Annotated in this window: 18 protein-coding genes and 1 pseudogene; 15 read left to right on the top strand and 4 right to left on the bottom strand. The window is 41.1% G+C overall.

Features of this window, described 5'->3' with window-relative positions; genetic code table 11:
• The first annotated feature begins 991 nt into the window (after positions 1 to 991).
• The 11 genes and pseudogenes from ABIB39_RS20705 to ABIB39_RS20655 all read left to right on the top strand — a co-directional run bounded on the left by ABIB39_RS20705 (position 992) and on the right by ABIB39_RS20655 (position 14,270).
• Positions 992 to 1,645: a hypothetical protein gene (locus tag ABIB39_RS20705; protein WP_354432088.1), complete on the top strand. Its 654-nt coding sequence runs from the start codon at positions 992 to 994 to the stop codon at positions 1,643 to 1,645.
• Positions 1,642 to 2,028, top strand: a complete 387-nt coding sequence (locus ABIB39_RS20700) for a hypothetical protein (RefSeq protein ID WP_354432087.1) — start codon at positions 1,642 to 1,644, stop codon at positions 2,026 to 2,028. The genes ABIB39_RS20705 and ABIB39_RS20700 overlap by 4 nt, the downstream gene beginning before the upstream one ends.
• Before the next feature lie 108 nt (positions 2,029 to 2,136).
• Positions 2,137 to 2,379 carry a hypothetical protein gene (locus ABIB39_RS20695; RefSeq protein ID WP_354432086.1) on the top strand — a complete coding sequence of 81 codons (243 nt, stop codon included), beginning with the start codon at positions 2,137 to 2,139 and terminating at the stop codon, positions 2,377 to 2,379.
• 57 nt (positions 2,380 to 2,436) lie between these two features.
• Positions 2,437 to 2,649, top strand: coding sequence for a hypothetical protein (locus ABIB39_RS20690; RefSeq protein WP_354432085.1), 213 nt, complete (start codon positions 2,437 to 2,439; stop codon positions 2,647 to 2,649).
• A gap of 69 nt (positions 2,650 to 2,718) precedes the next feature.
• Positions 2,719 to 6,180 carry a hypothetical protein gene (locus ABIB39_RS20685; RefSeq protein ID WP_354432084.1) on the top strand — a complete coding sequence of 1,154 codons (3,462 nt, stop codon included), beginning with the start codon at positions 2,719 to 2,721 and terminating at the stop codon, positions 6,178 to 6,180.
• Positions 6,181 to 6,203: 23 nt separating this feature from the next.
• Positions 6,204 to 9,767, top strand: a complete 3,564-nt coding sequence (locus ABIB39_RS20680; RefSeq protein WP_354432083.1) for a DUF6443 domain-containing protein — start codon at positions 6,204 to 6,206, stop codon at positions 9,765 to 9,767.
• Positions 9,768 to 9,846: 79 nt separating this feature from the next.
• A pseudogene (locus tag ABIB39_RS20675) lies at positions 9,847 to 10,717 on the top strand (IS1595 family transposase).
• Positions 10,718 to 10,744: 27 nt separating this feature from the next.
• The gene (locus ABIB39_RS20670) at positions 10,745 to 11,020 is read left to right on the top strand and encodes a hypothetical protein (RefSeq protein ID WP_354432082.1); all 276 of its coding nucleotides are present in this window, start codon (positions 10,745 to 10,747) and stop codon (positions 11,018 to 11,020) included.
• 704 nt (positions 11,021 to 11,724) lie between these two features.
• A complete protein-coding gene (locus ABIB39_RS20665; RefSeq protein WP_354432081.1) occupies positions 11,725 to 13,647 on the top strand; it encodes an RHS repeat domain-containing protein in 1,923 nt (640 codons plus the stop codon).
• 30 nt (positions 13,648 to 13,677) lie between these two features.
• Entirely contained in the window at positions 13,678 to 13,902 is a 225-nt protein-coding gene (locus ABIB39_RS20660) for a hypothetical protein (RefSeq protein WP_354432080.1), read from the top strand.
• Entirely contained in the window at positions 13,902 to 14,270 is a 369-nt protein-coding gene (locus ABIB39_RS20655) for a hypothetical protein (protein ID WP_354432079.1), read from the top strand. The genes ABIB39_RS20660 and ABIB39_RS20655 overlap by 1 nt, the downstream gene beginning before the upstream one ends.
• A 574-nt stretch (positions 14,271 to 14,844) precedes the next feature.
• Here the strand turns inward: ABIB39_RS20655 and ABIB39_RS20650 are convergent.
• Complete coding sequence (locus tag ABIB39_RS20650) at positions 14,845 to 15,144, bottom strand: helix-turn-helix domain-containing protein (protein WP_354432078.1); 300 nt, start codon at positions 15,142 to 15,144, stop codon at positions 14,845 to 14,847.
• 119 nt (positions 15,145 to 15,263) lie between these two features.
• On the opposite strand from ABIB39_RS20650, the gene ABIB39_RS20645 reads away from it, so the two are divergent.
• Positions 15,264 to 15,428, top strand: coding sequence for a hypothetical protein (locus tag ABIB39_RS20645; RefSeq protein WP_354432077.1), 165 nt, complete (start codon positions 15,264 to 15,266; stop codon positions 15,426 to 15,428).
• On the opposite strand, the gene ABIB39_RS23315 is transcribed toward ABIB39_RS20645, so the two are convergent.
• The 3 genes from ABIB39_RS23315 to ABIB39_RS20635 all read right to left on the bottom strand — a co-directional run bounded on the left by ABIB39_RS23315 (position 15,400) and on the right by ABIB39_RS20635 (position 16,587).
• Positions 15,400 to 15,618, bottom strand: coding sequence for a DUF6934 family protein (locus tag ABIB39_RS23315; RefSeq protein WP_502916210.1), 219 nt, complete (start codon positions 15,616 to 15,618; stop codon positions 15,400 to 15,402). The two genes, ABIB39_RS20645 and ABIB39_RS23315, sit on opposite strands and share 29 nt — an antisense overlap.
• A 336-nt stretch (positions 15,619 to 15,954) precedes the next feature.
• Positions 15,955 to 16,161, bottom strand: a complete 207-nt coding sequence (locus tag ABIB39_RS20640; protein ID WP_354432076.1) for a hypothetical protein — start codon at positions 16,159 to 16,161, stop codon at positions 15,955 to 15,957.
• 180 nt (positions 16,162 to 16,341) lie between these two features.
• Positions 16,342 to 16,587 (bottom strand): hypothetical protein, encoded by a 246-nt coding sequence (locus ABIB39_RS20635; RefSeq protein ID WP_354432075.1) that lies wholly within the window; start codon positions 16,585 to 16,587, stop codon positions 16,342 to 16,344.
• Between the two features lie 191 nt (positions 16,588 to 16,778).
• Between ABIB39_RS20635 and ABIB39_RS20630 the strand changes: the two genes are divergently transcribed.
• From ABIB39_RS20630 to ABIB39_RS20620, 3 genes are all read left to right on the top strand, one after another.
• Entirely contained in the window at positions 16,779 to 17,525 is a 747-nt protein-coding gene (locus tag ABIB39_RS20630; protein ID WP_354432074.1) for an HAD-IIB family hydrolase, read from the top strand.
• 390 nt (positions 17,526 to 17,915) lie between these two features.
• Positions 17,916 to 18,761 (top strand): metallophosphoesterase family protein, encoded by an 846-nt coding sequence (locus tag ABIB39_RS20625; protein ID WP_354432073.1) that lies wholly within the window; start codon positions 17,916 to 17,918, stop codon positions 18,759 to 18,761.
• A gap of 261 nt (positions 18,762 to 19,022) precedes the next feature.
• On the top strand, positions 19,023 to 19,181 hold the full coding sequence (locus ABIB39_RS20620; RefSeq protein WP_354432072.1) for a hypothetical protein: 159 nt from the start codon (positions 19,023 to 19,025) through the stop codon (positions 19,179 to 19,181).
• Positions 19,182 to 19,203 lie beyond the last annotated feature (22 nt).

The raw sequence follows: 19,203 nt of genomic DNA, 5'->3' as shown, positions 1-19,203 counted from the left end.
GAATCTGTGATCCCGCTGGGATTCGAACCAATGCAATAAAGCACTTATTATCAATATTTTAAGTAATCGAATTTAAAACGTATACCGCGAAGTATACCGAATTCTTTGTATCAATTTGCTGTTGTTTCAGAACGTTTGTTACTCAAATATAAGGATTAAATCAGTACAATTCAAATCAAAATAAAAGCAAAATTTTCAGGAAAAAGTTTGATTCTGAGGATATTTTTTCGACCAATATTATCCTAATCCAGGCTAAATTAACGTGGTTGAACTTTGATTTTTTTTCAGTAAGGAAAAAGCTGTTTAATTTAAAAAAGCATTATTTCTATTATTTAACTAGTAGTTATAAATCACCGCATACTGAACGTTTTGGATGATCTGATGGCTAAAGATAAAACAATGGAAGAAGCGTTCGGCGAGCTTAAAGATGATCCGAAAGCACTGGAATAGTTGGAACGCAATCTCAAACAATGCAAAAAGACGATGTCTACGCCGGAAATCCTGAAAACCGATTCTTTACTCATTAATCATCGTTGATTGATTCTCAAATTTAACTAAGAGCCTTGAAAAGTAGCAAACTGAATTTTGTCGACTATGTTAATTAAATATTAAACTGATATTATGTTTGTATATCGATCGCTTTATGGCAATATGTATATATATATTTGTTAAATAAATAATTACCTATTTCACTTATCTAAAAGTTCATATGTATAATATCTCATTCTCTAGATGCTTTTTTCATAAAAAACATCCGAACCCCTCTCTCCAGTAATATCATTAACATAATTGCCTTGCTAAGTCGATTGTGGTCTTTTGAGGCTGCCAGAGAACATCAATATTGTTTCAGTCTTAGTACGTATAAGAATACTACACATAGCGTGAGTTTACGCTTTCCAGGAAATGTGTTGTGCCGTATGGAGCTGCGATAATTCAGTCGGTATTATTTCAATAAAATGACTCTTATTTCTCTAATAAATTAAAAAACGAAATGAAAAAGATATTTTTGACAGTTTTATTATTGCCCGTTTTTTACGCTGTCTATGGGCAAACTCAGGTGCAGGTGATGACCACTGGTAATAATACCATCAACTCAGCCAACCCCTATGCGGCCGACGTTGTGATCGGAAGTGACAAGGGCACACGTCATGATGCCAGTATGATGTGGTGGTCAAGTGGAAGTGCAGACCGCATATCGCTGACCAATGACACCTTTTATCTTTCCCAGTGGAATACGGTAAATCCAAACATCGCTTTGGGCGGCGCAGTAGGTTACTCAAGTTTTTTTCTGGGAAATGTCCTTATCGGTAAAACCTCTCAGTCAAATACGTCCTACAAGCTGGATGTAGTTGGGGGGATAAGGGCTAATCAGGTAGTAGTCAATACCAGCGGCGCTGATTTCGTGTTTGCGCCCGAATACCGGTTGCCCACACTTGCAACTATAAAAAGCTATGTTAAAAAGGAGCATCATTTGCCTGGAATAGCAACAGCAGCGCAAATGCAAACGGCAGGATTGGACCTTGGAGATAACCAAACCGTGTTATTGCAAAAAATCGAAGAACTTACCCTATATGTTATCAGGATGGACTCTGAGATTACAAAATTAAAAAAACAAAATAAAAAACTTGCTACGCTAATCAAATGAAAAAAATCCATGTATTTACTTTCATCTTCTCACTCGTTATTTTAAACAGAGTTGCCGGTCAAACAAAAACAGTTACCGTTGATGCTTATGATATATTGAATGCAAATTCAAAAATAGTAGCCCAATCCTCAGCCGCGCAAACATTTTTTACGGGTCACCAGATTGGTTCCGGATATTATTTCCCCAATTCAGGTATCTTCCGGGCCATAACTGATAATCCGGCAGGGTCGGGCAACTATTACTACGATGGTTTAATAAATGGCTTGGTGAACTTCAGCATTCGTGCGGATGGTCAGGGCTATTTTGCCGGTAATGTTGGCATCGGAAATACAAATCCAAGTAGCGCATTACATGTCGGACCAGGTTCAACTGTAACTTTTTAAAATGGAGCAGGAACAGCATCTTCTGCTCAGATAGTCAATCTGCAAACAAGTGGCGCTGCTATGATTGGGGTGGGTGTTAACGATGGTACGAATAACTATCGCAGCAATATGTTTGCTGATAATACCAACGCATTAACAGGGATTGCACTGGTTGGATCAAGTGGCAACCCGGGGTATGTAATTCGTAATACAAGCACCGAATATTTAAGGATCTCAGGCAATGGCAATGTCAGTATTGGCACCATCGATCCTAATGGATGCAAGTTCGCGGTAAATGGTAGCGCGATTGCCACCACTATGATAGTAAAATTGAATTCGGCCTGGCCGGAATATGTGTTCAAAACCGTATAAATTACCATCGCTTACGGAGGTTAAAAATTAATAGATGAGAACGGTCATTTACCGGATATGCCATCGGCGGTCCAAGTTAAAATGGACGGCCTGGACTTGGGTGAGATAAATAAACTACTTACAAAGAAAGTGGAAGAATTGACGCTCTATTTAATAGAAAAGGATAAAGCGAAAAAGGAACTAGAAAAAAAGTCAACCCTCCAAACAAGTCGTTTTGATGAGGTTCAGGTGAAGCTTGATTTGCTGATCAAAAAAGAAAATTCAAAATAATTAACCAGGGTTTAAAAAAAATTAGACAAAATGAATTTTACAATCTAGTAAAAGAAGAAATTTAGAATCATGAAAAAAATAACGGTCTTAAAAAAGAATAATAAATATTTATTGTTCTGTATAATTATATTACTACTCGTGCACTATGAGGGTTATTCACAAGGCAATCCTACTTTTGATCAAAATCCTATTCCCCCATCTCCGGAAGCGCAGGCTTTTATGAAATATGGTATCTATCCGGTTGATTATAGTACCGGCGTTCCCAAAGTGGATATACCTATTTACGAAATAAAATCAGGTAAACTATCCTTGCCCATTAGTTTGTCTTACCATGCTAGCGGAGTTAAAATCAATGAGTTAGCGAGCAGTAGCGGGTTGGGTTGGTCATTGAATGCCGGAGGTGCGGTATCCCGTGTAATCAATGGCATTGAAGATGAAAGCGGTTTTTTGCAATATGATCATTATTCGGCATCTTATATAGATAACTATACACTACCTCCCGGAGGAGATTATATGAATGTTTATCAGTATGTTGCTGCTATTGCGTTTGGGAGTAATAGTGGTGATGGTAGGTCAGATGATTATTTTTATAACGTAGGAAATGGGTTATCGGGACAATTTGTATACGACATCACAAAAACCCTTCGCCAGCGATCCTTTAACAATAATGTCATTAAGTGGACTGGCGCGACTCAAAACACTTTTGAGATTATCGGCGAAGACGGAACGCATTACATATTTAATGATAAAGAGCTTGTTCATACGGCCAGAAGCTCTTGTCCAAGCTCCTGGTATGTTAGCAAAATAATATCCAGTGATGGCAAGGATGAGATTGATTTTGAATACAATATTTTTCCTGGCAATGCCTACTTTACCGAATCCCAAACCTTTAACAATAATAACCCAATTGTAGGCGATCCTTTAAGTCAACTTAGGATGGAATGGCATCGTAATATTGTTACCTTAGACAACTCGGTACTGATAAAGCGGATAAAATTTAAGAACGGGTCAGTTACATTTACTTATGAAGGCGGACGCAAGGATTTCATGAATAACAGATTGAGCGCTGTAACAATCAACACCATCAATAACGCCGGTGCGGAGGTTCCATTAAATAGCTATCAATTAGCACATACCTATTTTGGGGATGTGAATGCAGCAAACCCCCAATTTGCTACAAGGTTACGCCTGGATGAAATTAAAAGATTCGATAAAAATAATCAATATATCAATAGTTATCATTTCCATTACAATCAAATGATACTGCCGGCGATGATTGATCCGAATCATCCTTCAGGGCCAGCTTTAAGCAGCCCTGCATTTGCGCAGGATTATTGGGGCTATTATAATGGTCATTTGGAAAATAGGCACCTCATGCCTGATATACCGGCGGAGGGCGGAAGTCCGGCTAACCGTAACAGTGATGAAACTTATATGAAAGCTGAGAGCCTTGAAGAGATTGATTTCCCAACCGGTGGAAAAACGGTATTTGAATTTGCGGCCAACCGTCTGGGCTTATCTTTAACGGGAGGCCTAAGGGTGAAAACGATAACTTCAACAGCAAATAGTATGGCTCCGGCTGTAGTCAAACAATATCAATACGGCAATGCAATATCTATAACGCCAAATGGCGAACCTATCTATTTTTCATTTCTTCAAAAGTTTGATAACGGGTTGGCAGAAAATTGGGGCTCTTACGAATGTCCTGCTAAAGCCGTTTATTTTTCAGAGCCGGTCGTTCCATCGGGCTCTCATCACGGAAGCCCTGTAATTTACGGGCAGGTTACAGAATTAATGGACGACGGCTTGAATCAGAAGCAAAAAACGGTGTATACTTATGATACCGAAAGCGACCGGTCTTATTCTGTTCCTGAAACTGGCAAATATGGCAACTCGGCTTATTCGGATAAGTCCTGGGCCAGGGGAAATCTTTTGAATACCGCGTATTATAAATTCGTCAGCGGGAACTATGTGATCAACAAAAGCATCACCAATCTTTATGACCCCAAACAGGTTAGCACGATAAATACCGGTTTAAATTGTTATATACAGACGCTACATAGTCAAAGACAGGTTCCCGATGTTGGATATCAGGATGGTGTTGCATTCTCCCATTACCCACCTCCCTTTGGTTATCCAGCCGGCACAGCTCCCGCTCCGCGCTATTATGATTTTAGCTATTTCGATGTTTATGAAGAAGCCGGCGTAAAAAAAGTAACCAGCACAGAAGAAATCGATTATGATGATAACGGAAACCCAACCACAGATAAGGTAACCAACCTGGCTTATAATAGTCCTGACCATCTGTTCCCTACACAAAAAGATGAAACTAACAGTGACGGTACAAAGTATATAACCCAATATAAATATCCGCTAGATTTTCGTGGAATACCTCCATATGATGTAATGATAGCAAATAACATACTTTCGCCAACGATCCAGGTTTTTAATTATAAAAACACAATAAGCAACCTGCTATCCTTCCAAAAAACGAATTATTCCGATTGGGGAAATAACATCATTGCGCCGGCAACGATAGACTTACAAAAAAGCAACAATCCGGTGCAAAGAGTCTATAATTACCTCGGCTATGATGAGGAAGGTAATGTGGTTAGTACGGGAAAAACTGCAGGGCCGATAACCAGCTATCAATGGGGATATCAGCAACAATATCCCATTGTACAAATCAAAAATGCGGCGAACACCTTAAAAACAACAACGAACTCTGTAGGAAACAGCTTTTCCATTCAATTCCCGGCCACAAGCAGGGCCGTCAGTAGCCAACAGTTTACCGTAGGGGCCAATGGTACTGCCAGCTTATCAATCGATTTTGGTGGTGACGAAGGAAACGGTACTGTTCGTGCGGAAGTTTCTATAAGTCTTACAGGACCAAACAATTATAACTCGGGTTCTTTTTCGCTCTGTCTGGCTGCTGGTACAGCTACTTGTGGAAATTATTCGTCAAGCAGGGTTTTGACCGGCTTAGCTCCCGGAAACTACACGCTGTCAGCGAGTATTTTTGACGCTCAGAACCTGATCGTTCCCGTTAACTTATCTGGGTCTTATTCAAGCTTGGTACCTATCATCTCAGGTAATAAGGACTTTTACTATGACGGTTTTGAAGAGAGCGGGGGAAACAGCGCCAATAACGATTGTAGGACTGGGCATTTAAGTCATACAGGAGGATATAACGTTATTTTAAGTAATTTATCATCAAGGAGCTATATCCTGAGTTATTGGATGAAAAGTGGCAATAGCTGGGTTTTACAAACATCTTCACCAGTAAGTGTAACAGGCGGAACTTGTACAATAGGTATCCCCGGTGGACAGGTTGATGATGTGCGTTTTTGCCCGGTGGATGCCCAAATGACAACTTATACATACGATCCATTAGTAGGTATGACAAGCATGACGGACTCCAAAGGACTTACGATGTATTTTGAGTATGACGGTTTTCAACGTTTGATAAATATTAAGGATAAAGACAGAAATATTATCAAGCACACAGATTACCATTACCAAGGCCAATAAAACTATAACCACAAACCTTACACATGTATATTTATAACATTCGCATAATAAGGCTGTTTGTAGCTTTGTTTTTAATATTTGCCACAATTAGCCTACGCGCCCAAACGCAGGTAACGTCACCGATGACGACAACACCTGCTGCGGGGGACTATTTCAGTTATACGGGAATAGTGCTAAGCCCGGGATTTAGTTTTACGGCAGGGGCCGGACAAAGCTTCCGCGCATACATTGCCAATGCCGATTGTCAGCCGCTGGTTACCACTGCAAGCGCAAACCAAAACTATATCATGACCTCTGTGCCGAGGCAACCGGGGATCAATCCATTAGCTACAGGATTATCCACCTGCGACATGATGCGGACGGTACAATATTTTGACGGGCTGGGCCGCCCGTTACAAACGGTTCAGGTACAAGGCTCGCCATTAGGAAAGGACATTGTACTGCCGGTAGTTTATGACCAGTTTGGCAGGGAAGCGGTAAAATACCTGCCATATGCCTCTTCGGGTAATGGCGGCAGTTATAAAGCGACAGCTGTTTCTGACCAGCTCAACTTTTACCACCCTTTAGGTACAGCCTATACCACAACACAGTTGGCAGGAGGAATAGCCCATATCCTTACACCTTATGCCCAAACCGGTTTTGAGGCGTCCCCGTTAAACAGGGTGTTGGAGCAAGGTGCCGCCGGTGATGCCTGGCAGTTAACCGGAACGGTTAACCCAAGCGGGGTAAGCAGCGGCCACACCGTAAAGATAAATTATACTACTAATAACACCACCGCATTATCCACCCCCTCAACCAGCTATTATGCGGCGCTGTATACGATCAGCGCGATCAGCGCTACGGACCAGAAACGTACGCTTGCCCTAGGTAACGGAACAACAAATGCATACAACGCCGGGGAACTATATGTAACAGTGAGTAAAGATGAGAACTGGACAAGCACAAACGGCAAAGCCGGTACAACGGAGGAGTACAAGGACAAAGAAGGGCGTGTAGTGCTTAAACGCACGTTTAACCTGCCATCCGGCTCATCTACCATAGAAGTACTATCTACCTACTATGTGTATGACGACCTTGGCAACCTGGCCTACGTGCTGCCCCCCAAAAGCAATGCCGACAATGCGCTGCCTACGCAAACTACGCTAGATGCACTTTGCTACCAGTACAGGTATGACGAGCGGAACAGGCTTACCCAAAAAAAGCTGCCGGGCAAGGGCTGGGAGTATATGGTGTATAATATGCTGGACCAGGTAGTAGGTACGCAGGATGCTATACAAAGGGGCAAAGCCCCGCAGGAGTTCACCATTAATAAATATGATGTCATGGGACGGATAGCGATAACGGGTATTTACACACACCCGTCAAGTACCGCCGGTACCGATTACCGGTCAGCCATCCAAACCCTGGTCAATAATCAAACTATGCAATGGGAAAACCCAACAGGCGCATCGGGTAGCTATGGGTATACAGCCGAAAGCTGGCCTGGATTAATATCCACCTTTTTATCTGTCAACTATTATGATGACTATAGGTTTTCGGGTACAAATCCTTATCCCTTTACAGGCAGCAATATGACCCAAGGCACGCCAACAGGTACCCTTACCAACGTACTTGGCACATACTATATGCTTTGGACAGTAATGTATTATGATGATCTGGGCAGGAATGTAAAAACCTTTAAACAGCATTATTTGGGCGGCGTGGTAAGCCCATATAATTATGACGAGATCACAAGCACCTATAACTTTACTGACCAGGTAATTGCTACCAACCGTAAACATTATACAAAACCCACAACAGGGACAACCGCAACATTAGCTGTAACCATTGCCAACAGCTACGAATACGACCATATGGGGCGTAAAACCAATACCAAAGAAACGATAGACAGCAACCCTGAAATATTGTTATCCAGGAACAACTACAACGAAATAGGCCAGTTGAAAGACAAACATCTGCACAGTACAGACCAGGGGGCTACTTTTAAGCAGGATATTGACTACGCATATAACGAACGGGGCTGGTTATCAAAAATCAATGACCCTGCCGTAGCTGCTACGGCTACCCGATTATTTGCCGAGCAATTAAACTACAATACCGTACAATATGGTGCCACACCACAATTTAACGGTAATATAGCCGAACAGACTTATAAGGTATATAACTCAATGGCAACCGGCATCCAGACGGTAAATTACGCTTATGACAAATTGAACCGGCTTACAGACGGAACCGGTAGCAGCGGTTTCAGCGAAACGGGCATTACCTATGACCTGATGGGGAACATCAATTCGCTGACACGGACAGCGCCTAACGCAGCCGTTCTAGGTTACATCTATAGCGGGAACCAGTTAACCAGGGTAACCAAAGGAGGCGCAGCCTTCCGCAGTTACGTTTACGATTCAAACGGGAACGCGACCAGCGACGGGCAGGGCAATGCCATTACTTATAATATGATGAACCTGCCGCAAAATATAACAAGCAAATCATTAAGCTACGTTTACGATGCAGCGGGCAATAAACTCAGGAAAGGGAGCCAAGCTACCATAACCGAATACATTAGTGGCCTTCAATATACCGGGGCCAATATTGATTTCATCCAAACCGAAGAAGGCCGCGCTATAAAAAGTGGGGCGACTTATAACTATGAATACACGCTGACGGATCATTTAGGCAACAACCGGGTGACGTTCGACCAAACGGGCGGCAAAGTAGGCGAGGACGATTATTATCCTTTTGGTTTAAATGTACACAGACAAATAAACGCCGGAAATAAGTACCTTTACAATAAAAAGGAGCTACAGGAAGAATTAAGCCAATACGATTATGGGGCAAGGTTCTATGATCCGGTGATTGCAAGGTTTACTACAGTAGATCCGTTGGCTACCCAATATCCTTGGTATGCATCATATCAATTTGCAGGTAACGAAGTTCCTAATGCTATTGATCGTGATGGTTTAGAACCAGCTTACCCAAGGGCTGACGGCACCTATACAATAGCAAGGGATGGCCAGCTTCAAAGGCCACTTTCAGACGCTGCGGCAAAAGATTTTAAAGAATATTATGGTAGTAAAGTATCGCCAGGAATAAGAGAAGTTGACCCTGTGACTCAAGTATTGGCAGGTTTTGTAACACCAGCATTGGGAGCTCTTAATACACTTATAACCGGTGAAAATATTGATGGAACAAAAGCCAATGCCTTTGACTATGCAGCCGCACCATTCGTGATATTAACTTCATTACCCGCGAAAGGCGGGGAAGGTAATATTGGGCTTCCTGACGAATCATTTGTAGTACGTGGAGGAATGAATACTCCTGAAAGTCTTTCAAAGATTAGTACAGAAACACATCCCAGTGGTGTTACAGGTGTTTCCGTAGAATGTGGAACTTGTTCTATTAAAGAATTATCTAAAAACATTCCACATGGTAAAATTGGGGTAACAACTGTTGGTGAAGTTCGCGCAGCAGGTGGTGATGTAATTCAAACTACAGGCGCGAGCAAGTTTCATGCTACTTTAACTAATCTGCCACCTGAAATTGCTAGCAGACTTTTAAACCCGGTTTTTAAAAACCCCAATAAGCATTAAAATAAATTTATTGAAATGGGCGGTTGTTTGATACTGATAAAATTAGTAAAATAGCTTTATGTAGCAACGATTTAAGAGTTTGTCATTATTTGAATTTCAGGCGAGATATCTCGATGAGGATAGCTGTATAAAATATTTAGCTGAGTTGAAGTGGTCTGACGGTTATAATTGTAACAAGTGCGGTCACGATCATTACTGTAAAAGTAATTGTAGCGAAGACCGGCAATGCACCCGGTGCAGGTATATAGAATCCGCTAAATCGGGGACATTGTTTCAGGGCTGTAAGTTTTCAGTTTTAAAGGCATTCTATATTGTATATTCTGTTTCCACTAACAAAAAATGGCATCAGCAGTACTGAACTGAGCAGGAAGCTAGCTTTAAGACAGAAAACTTGCTGGTTGTTTAAACAAAAGGTAATGAGGGCGATGAAAAGTAGCGGTAACTTTCCTATGAATGGCAAGGTAGATGTCGACGAGACTTATGTGGGCGGACAGGACGATCAGGTCATAGGCCGAAACGAAGGCCGAAAGAAAATTGTAGTGGTATCTATTGAAAAACAGGGGAAGGGTGTATCCAGAATGTATGCACGCGTAATTGAAACAGCCAGCAAGGATAACTTGAGGGGCTTTATGAAAGATCATCTCAAGGCGGAAGCCAATGTGCGTACCGATCAGTGGGAGCGCTATAAGGGCTTAGAAAAAGAGTTTCCGGATATTGTGCGTGAAAAGTCAGAAAAGAAAGGTAAAAACTTTGCTGAACAACACCGGTGCATTATGATGTTTAAAGCATGGTTAAGAGGTGTCCATCATTCAGTCAAACACCTCCAATCCTATCTCGATGAATATACCTACCGCTTTAACAGGCATACAATGAAAGAGGGCATTTTTGAAAATCTCATGACCAGAATGATCGAAAACCCGCCGTATACCTATAAAAGGATTATCAACTAAACGCCTATTTCAATAAATTTATATATTATGATGTCAAAAGAAGAATTGGATCAAGTTGAACAACGATGTTTAAGAGCTCAAAAAGGCCCTTGGAAGGCTTATATCGAAGGTAGAGATCATGAAAGTGGATCTGACTTTATTATGACCGGTGAAGGTGAAGGGCGTGGTGAAGATATAGAGTTATTAGGTGCAACGAACTCAGACTACGATTTTATTGCCAATGCTAAACAGGACATCCCTATTTTGATTAGAGAAATAAGAGAATTACAACAACAAATTTTGGAGATAAAGAGGCATTCCTAACCTGGCGCGAAAACGTAGCGTAGCGTAGTGTAGTGCCGACATCATCGATTATGACTTTAGATTTTATAAACAGATGCAGAATAGTAAATGCAAGAATTGGTTTATCAGCATAACTTGCAGCAATCTATATAAATTACTAAATTTACCTAAGTCATTAGGAATCAAACTGTATCAAATCAATTGTGGAAAATTCGGGAATTACCACGGCTTGAAGATTATAAATAATTGAAAATGAGGAGTGTACTAAACTTGGTTCGAGTCCCGTCCATTCGCTAATGGGTAGCAAAACCCATCGAAGGCGCTTAAATCAATGATTTAGGCGCTTTTTTTTGGTCATAAATACCTGTTCATACCAAGAAAAATAAATTCCTCGATTACCTATTTTGAAGTCTGTATTTTTAGGTAACCGAATAGCTCATAATTTTTTTGATTTTGAATGACTGCAAATCAAAACAGTTTAAAACGAATTAATTCGGTCACTTATATATAACCAAAGCTTTTAGCAAGTAAATTATGAAATTACCAACCAAGGCAGGGTCGTTGTTACCGGGTTGTGGACGGATGCATCAACTACACCTCTGTCTCAGTCTACATTGCAAACTAATATATATGCAGGTGCACAATAGGATATCCCTGACGATACTAATGCCCCGGCAACATACCCTACAGGTTATATCTTAACAAGCTACCCCATTTTAACTAAAGTGCTAACGGTAAACTATTATGATGATTACATTGGTATACCAGGTATACCACAGGCCTTTACAACCCCTGCAGGGGTTAGTACAATGACCAAAAGCTTGCTCACCGCTACAAAGACTGTTGTGTTAAATACTCTTACCAATAGTAGTCCCGATTATTTATGGTCAGCGATGTATTACGATAACGAAGGTCGAAATATTAAAACATTTAAACAACATTACCTGGGCGGTATAGTAAGTCTTTATAATTATGACGAGATTAATACCGAATATAATTTTACCGATCAGTTAACGGCCACAACTCGTAAGCATTACACAAAAAACACAGCAGGTACCGCAGCCGTACTCGCTGTAACTATAGCCAACAATCTCGATTATGACCACATGGGCCGTAAAACCAATACCTGGGAGCAGATCACCAACGGGGCATTGGCCGCCGATACTAAAATACTGTTAGCCAAAAACGAATATAATGAGATCGGTCAGTTATGGAAAAAGTACCTGCATAGTGTAGATAATGGCGTCACCTTTAAACAACCTGTTACCTATACCTATAACGAACGGGGCTGGCTGCTAACCAATAGCGCCCCCTTGTTTGCCATGCAGTTATATTACAATACAGGCAGCCGCAAAGCATATAACGGTAATATTGTTTACCAGTATTGGGGCACACCAGGCACGCTGAACAATAATTATGGTTATACCTACGACCAGTTGAACCGACTAACCTCGAGCACCTCTTCCGCTGGTAATCGGGAGGATAATATCGGGTACGATCTGATGGGGAACATCACCACCCTTAACCGTTATGCAGCCAATACACTGATAGACCAGCTAAGTTACACCTATACAGCAGGCACAAACCAGTTACAAAGCGTAACGGACGCTACCACAAATAACGCAGGCCAGGTAAGAGGAACCGCCACTTACGCTTATGATGGTAATGGTAACCTTACAGCCGACAACAGCAAAAGCATCACCAATATTGTGTACAACCTGCTAAACTTGCCGCAAAGCATTGTCGGGAAAAGCACCATCTATACCTATGATGCAACCGGGCAAAAGCTAAGCAGGTTAATCACTACAGCCAAAACAGATTATATAACAGGCATCCAGTATGAAAGTACGGCAGCGGCTTCCACCATCAGCTTTATTCAAACAGAAGAAGGCCGCGCCATACCGAACGGAGCGACAGCTTACAACTACGTATATACCTTAAGCGATCACCTTGGTAACAGTAGAGTGAATTTTGATACAGGTAGCGGAGTAGCCAATCTGGTACAAACAGATAACTACTATCCATTTGGGATGGATGTTGTAGTTGGAACAATACCAAGCCCTAAAAATAATTATCTTTATAATAAGAAGGAGTTACAGGAAAACCTTGGATTATACGATTATGGCGCGCGCTTTTATGATCCGGTAATAGCAAGGTGGACAAGTATTGATCCATTAGCGGAAAAAGGCAGGCGTTGGTCACCATACGTTTATGGGTTTGATAATGCTATCAGATTTACCGATCCTGACGGTATGTGGCCTGAGTGGGGTGAAGTAGGGATGTTTTTGGGAAGTGTAGCGCAGAACTTACAACAAGGCTATAATAATTTCAAAGCACTGATGCGTCAGCCCCCTGAGCAAACAATCAAAAACCTTAATACAGGTTTAAAAAACGGGAGCATTAAAAATGCTATTATAAGTGCTGTTGTAAACAATGTGGTAAAATATGCTACAGGTGATAAATATGCTAAGAGGCAAGTTGAGGGGGCTATTGCTGGAGAAGTAATACAATTAGTTTTTGCTGGCCAAATTGGGAAGGCCGGGGAAGCTGTAAAAGCAAGTGAATTTGCTATTAAGCTACCCGAAGCCTCTAAAGTTGTTGAACTTTCATCTTTTGCAGAACTACAAGCTAATCCACTAGCAATATGAGGTAAATCTGCTAGTGAAGTTAAAGCCATTTTGGGAGAAGGGTGGACTCAAAAAGCACTAAATGATGGCTCAAATGGTTGGAAGTTCTTGCAAGACGGTAAAGATGGCTTTGTTTCCTATACCGAAGGAAATACTCGTCACGGTGGAGATGCCGCTTATTATAAGATAAACAGTGGAAAAGGAAAGATAAAGGTTGTAGATGAAAATTATAAGGCAACGTCAGGGGAAAAATCAACTATTTTAAAAACTAACTAATGAATAAAGATATCAACATTCTTAAGCTACATGATTTATTAATAAATACCTTAAATATAATTACTCCTAATCTAAGTGAAACAAGTGATAGTAAACTTGATTATTATCTCGAAGAGCTTGAAGGTGATTATTACACTTTTTTAGATTATAATAATGTAAAATTATTATTTGAAAGCAATCTCTTAAGTTCCGATCATGTAGAAAAAATAACAAAGTTAAAAGTTATGATTAATGACCTACCTACGAGCCTATGGAATACAACCTCATTTAGATTAGATTTAAGGTGGAAGGAAATACAAAGCGCTGCACATAATATTTTAGAATCCTTAAAAAATACACCTTCTGATATAAGTCCATCTGATGAGTAAGCTAATGACAATTTATAATTACATTCTAATAATCAATTACTTTTTAAAATTCGCAAAGATCATTTCAAATAACCAAAACACTAAACGAGGGCACATATAATAATATTTTACGCAAGTGATAATGGGTTCGGTTCTGGCTCTATCCGGACTTTAATATTATACAAGCAACATATATAAACTTTATCCAAAGGTAAAACAACAGGCAAATTTTATGTCACTTTATGTTGACAAGCCAGCAAAATTCTTCTTACTTTATGCTAGTGATTTCAAATGTTGAAATTTCCTGCGAGGTGCATTTTCGCCTTCGGCTTGGGTCTTTACCCACCTCCGAGGCCGATCGTTGCCCCTGACCATTAAAAGGCATGAAAAAAGCCTAAACCGGGGTCGGTTTAGGCTCGTTATTTAGCGCCCCTGAGATTATTGCCGAATTAAATTATTTATTAACCGACGAATCTTGAACCAAGCATGGTAAATACTTTTTGATTGGTTCTGAGCTGTCATGATTTAATTCGGTTTCCATGTTCCCAACTTAGGTTTTCTATAGGATGTCTCAGATGTATTTGTTTATTTGATGTTAGATGAAATCCTCATGGTTTAATCTATTTAAAAGAGCGTTTATCGTTGCTTTTTGAAACCTAGACAAGTCAACTGTTTTGTCATTCGATTGCTTTAAATCGAATGACCATTTACGCGCTTTTAGCTGCATCGTCAGAAGCATATCAATATCAAACTTGACATTGATATTTCTCTTTTTCATCCAATGGTCAATCTCATCTTTATAGCAATAAATGAATTTTCCTCTTTTTCGGCAAGGCATTTCTTCATCATATACCCATCTGCCAAGGGTGCTTTCGCTTATGGTAAATAGTTCCATTCCCTTTCCTTGTTAAGCCATGGCTTGCTGAGTTTCTGCTTTGCTTCCTGCATAATGTTTAACTCACGTTCAACATCTTCTTTAGTCAGACGTTCCGTCGTGTTCTCAATATACCATAGATGGCAGAAGGAGTCATGCAACTAGCAGCGGCGTATGCAGGCAATCGAGTATCTTTAAGTGATAAAGATGACAAGGGAACCCAAAAGAACATTGCAAATAGAACCGGCAAAGTGCAATTATTCATCACCTTGTGCTTTATGGTATTTGTGATATTAAAAGGTTAGTCAATAAAAAGCAAGATAAATGTAAATAACAAAGCCCCGATTGGGGCTTTGTTAGGTTATAAATCGGCGGTTTTGTATCGGGAACTTTCGTAAAAATTACTAATTTTCTAATACGCCCTTTTGGCCCTTCACTATTAAATTCGTAACCCTGATAATCATTTGTAAAGTAGTTGTAACGCTCTAAATTCATCGTAGGAAGCTTCAAAACTAAATGAAAAATACAAATATCACAGCTTTGATTTACCAATAAATCGTATATTTGAATAGTCGTTAAGGCGTGTTACCTATGTAACTACCTTAAACGAGAAAAGCTTTACAACTGTCTGATTTTCAGTTGATTTAAGGAATAGGTTCGAGCCCAGGTGGGCGCACAAGCAAAAAGCCGCTTCTTTATTGAAGTGGCTTTTTTGTTTTGGTAGCCGGGTAATTACATCGCTGCAAACTTAGCCTAATCATGTTTTACAATGGTAGGGCATTCGATTTGTTGCTGGTTAAACTTGAACGCTCAACTGGTATTAAAGTAGACTTACAGCCCCTTAAAGCCCGATTTTATCCTGTTCCTTTTCTTTTGCAGGTAGTCTGTCGCATGGTCTGTCAGTTCAGCTGCAACAGTATCTATTTCGCTTTTATTGCGACTGTAAAAATATTTGGCGGCGCCTGCCACCAAAGCCCCAAGGGCCACTCCAATAATTAAGAGCCCTTTTTTATTATCTTTTTTTAATGGATCTTCCATGTTATGTAAACTTAAGTTTATATACAGCCGTTAATACTTAGCAATTTAACTGCTTTTGTGCTTTTAATACAACTGTTAAAAATAATAATTGTTTAAAGGAGAGGGGTAAGGTGAAAGCATAATATATTTGGGTCGAAGTTAAAAACGTCGACCGATAGAGATAAAGATTAGAGATACCAATTAAGATCGGTCTTTATGACTATTCAGTCTTTTATCATCTTTTGCGACGTAATAAAAAATAGAACCGAAGAGTAACATCACCCCGCCAAAATAAGCCGGTATCTTTACAGACCATCCACCTTTAAAAGTTGTAATACTTGCAGAACCGCCGCTATCATCAGCGTTTTGATGGTTTTTATAAAGGACATTACCCAAAATGATCAATAACAAACCTGCCACGATCAAAAAAATGCTAACTTTTTTCATAATACTTCTTAATTAAATCCTGAGAGGAAGTACCGGCGAGACATTATTGAATGGGTACTTACGGAGAGGGTATTATTACTACAAGCCAAAATGGATTGTGTTTCAGATCATAAAAAACAATTGAAAAAATCTTTGGTTCAAATTGAAAGGAACATTTTTTTGTTCCCGGCACTCCTTCTTAAAAGTGAACGATGAAAAAATTAATTGTATTTGATTTAGACGGCACCCTGGCCGAAAGTAAAGCCGCCATTGATGAAGAGATGGCTAACTTGTTTAGCGAGCTTTTAACCGTAGCTAAGGTAGCCATTATATCCGGCGGCGATTGGCCCCAGTTCCAAAAGCAGGTTATAGGCCAGCTGCCTGCAGGCAGCGACTTGAGCAACCTATCTATATTGCCTACCTGCGGCACTAAGTTTTACGCGTTTGACGAGACCGGATGGAAAAAGCTATATGCCGAGGATTTTACTGATGGCGAGAAGCATAAGATAATTACATCCCTTCAAAAAGCGGTTGCTCAATCGGGTTTCCAGGCTGCTAAAACCTGGGGCGAACAGGTGGAAGACAGGCAAAGCCAGATCACCTTTTCGGCATTGGGCCAAAATGCCCCGCTCGAACCCAAAAAGGCTTGGGACCCCGATTTTGAAAAACGGCAAAAGATCAGGAAAATACTTGTAGGGATGATTCCCGAGTTTGCGATAAACCTGGGTGGCGCAACTTCTATAGACGTGACCAAGCCCGGTATTGATAAAGCTTACGGGATGCGCAAATTGAGGGATATCCTGAAAATAAACGTTGCACAAATGCTTTTTATGGGCGATGCGCTTTTTGAAGGGGGCAATGATTTCCCGGCCCGTGCATCGGGTGCCGATTGTATCCAGGTACGCGACCCTACAGAAACTAAAAGAATAATAGAAGCAATTATAGCCTGCCAAAAATAGTATGAAGGCAGGCGGGCCGCATGTGTCTTAATATAGTCGATAAATCCGATTATGGGGTAAGCTGAAAGCCTAATGTACCTTGGGCAAGGTAAAGTTAGGCCAGGGGTAGGGACGCTTACAGAATGATTATCTAAAAATTCCAGATTAAAAGTATTAGAAGAATTAGGTTACGAGGCAGAGTCACAGCATCTAATATCGCTGCTCCTTTAGCTAATCTGCCTTTACCTACAGGCAGTTTAATAATTTAATACCTCACTTATGCTACCACCCCGCAAGCATCACACCTTTTCTTACCACACAATCCCCACCCCCAAACCATAACATTCCCTTAACCTCAAATCATTACGCCCCTTATACCTTTGTACGCAAATACAAAGTACATTTGCCACTATGTTTAACCGCCGTAAGTTTATCACTACCAGCGCCACGGGTTTGGCGGGGGTGTTTTTGCTGCCTGCTATCAACAGTTTCGCTAATGTGGGTAATGCTTATACCAATAAGCCTGCAAAACTAAAGCTGCGGTTCGCGCTGGCGTCTGATATCCATTACGGGCAGCCGGGTACCAACTTTGCCGAAAACACGGGCAACATGGTTAAATGGCTTAACGACGACCATGCCAAAAACCACCTGGACCTGGTGATCATTAACGGCGACCTGGTGCATAACCGCCCCGATCTGCTCCCTGAGATAAAAACCCAATACCTGGATAAACTGAACGTGCCTTACCAAACCATCCCCGGCAACCACGATTTTGCCGACGCCGCCGTTTGGAAAAGCGTTTTTAATTACGAAGACCACTACACGGTAGAGCATGGCGACATCGCCTTTGTATTAGCTAACACTGCCGATACTAAAGGCAAGTACGTTTGCCCGGATAATGAGTTCATCAAAGCCTCGCTGGATAAGTTTGCCAACAAAAAGATAGTATTTGTGATCCTACACATCCCGCCCGTTAAATGGCAAAAAGACGAGGGCTTTTTAGACTGCCCCGAAACGGTGAACCTGCTGCACAGCTACCCAAATGTAAAGGCCACCTTCCACGGGCACGATCATTTGTTAGATGGGGTGCGCTACACGGGCAACAAGTTCCCGCACTTTTTCGATTCGCACATTGGCGGCGACTGGGGAACCGACTACCGTGGCTACCGCATTGTAGAAGTGAACGAGCAGGACGAAATTTTTACCTACCAGGTTAACGCCAGCCAAAACCCAAGGCTAAATTCAAATAAGATTTAGCCTCACCCTGCCCTTGCCATAGGAGAGGGTTCAGAAAGTTTTTAAGTCCCTCTCGCTTGAAGAGAAGTTTGGGAAAAGGCCCTACCTGCGATTTAACCTTTCCCTGCCTTGTCCAAAACGGATGAAAAAAAAGATTTTTAAGCCCCTCTCCCTCGGAGAGGGGTTTGGGGAGAGGCTCCCAACTCTAATTTATTTAATAACACACCCCTAACATTCCTGTTATACTAAGCCCGTAGCTTTATACTGTTAAACATAAAACAAATGGAAATGGGATATTCATCGCTTGATCTGGCAATGCTACTTATTGCGGCATTTGTAATATGGGCCGCATCGCGCGTTCCGGTAAAACGTACCGACGGGCCAAAAAGGCTGATGAGGCCGCGGCTAAAACAAAAGAACCAGCACCAGCACTCTATGTAGTTTTGCTGTTTGGGCGGGTAAG

Source organism: Mucilaginibacter sp. UYP27 (assembly GCF_040547175.1).
Classification (GTDB): Bacteria; Bacteroidota; Bacteroidia; order Sphingobacteriales; family Sphingobacteriaceae; genus Mucilaginibacter.
Note: the sequence above shows the minus strand (reverse complement) of the source record. Positions and strands in the feature narration are given on the sequence as shown.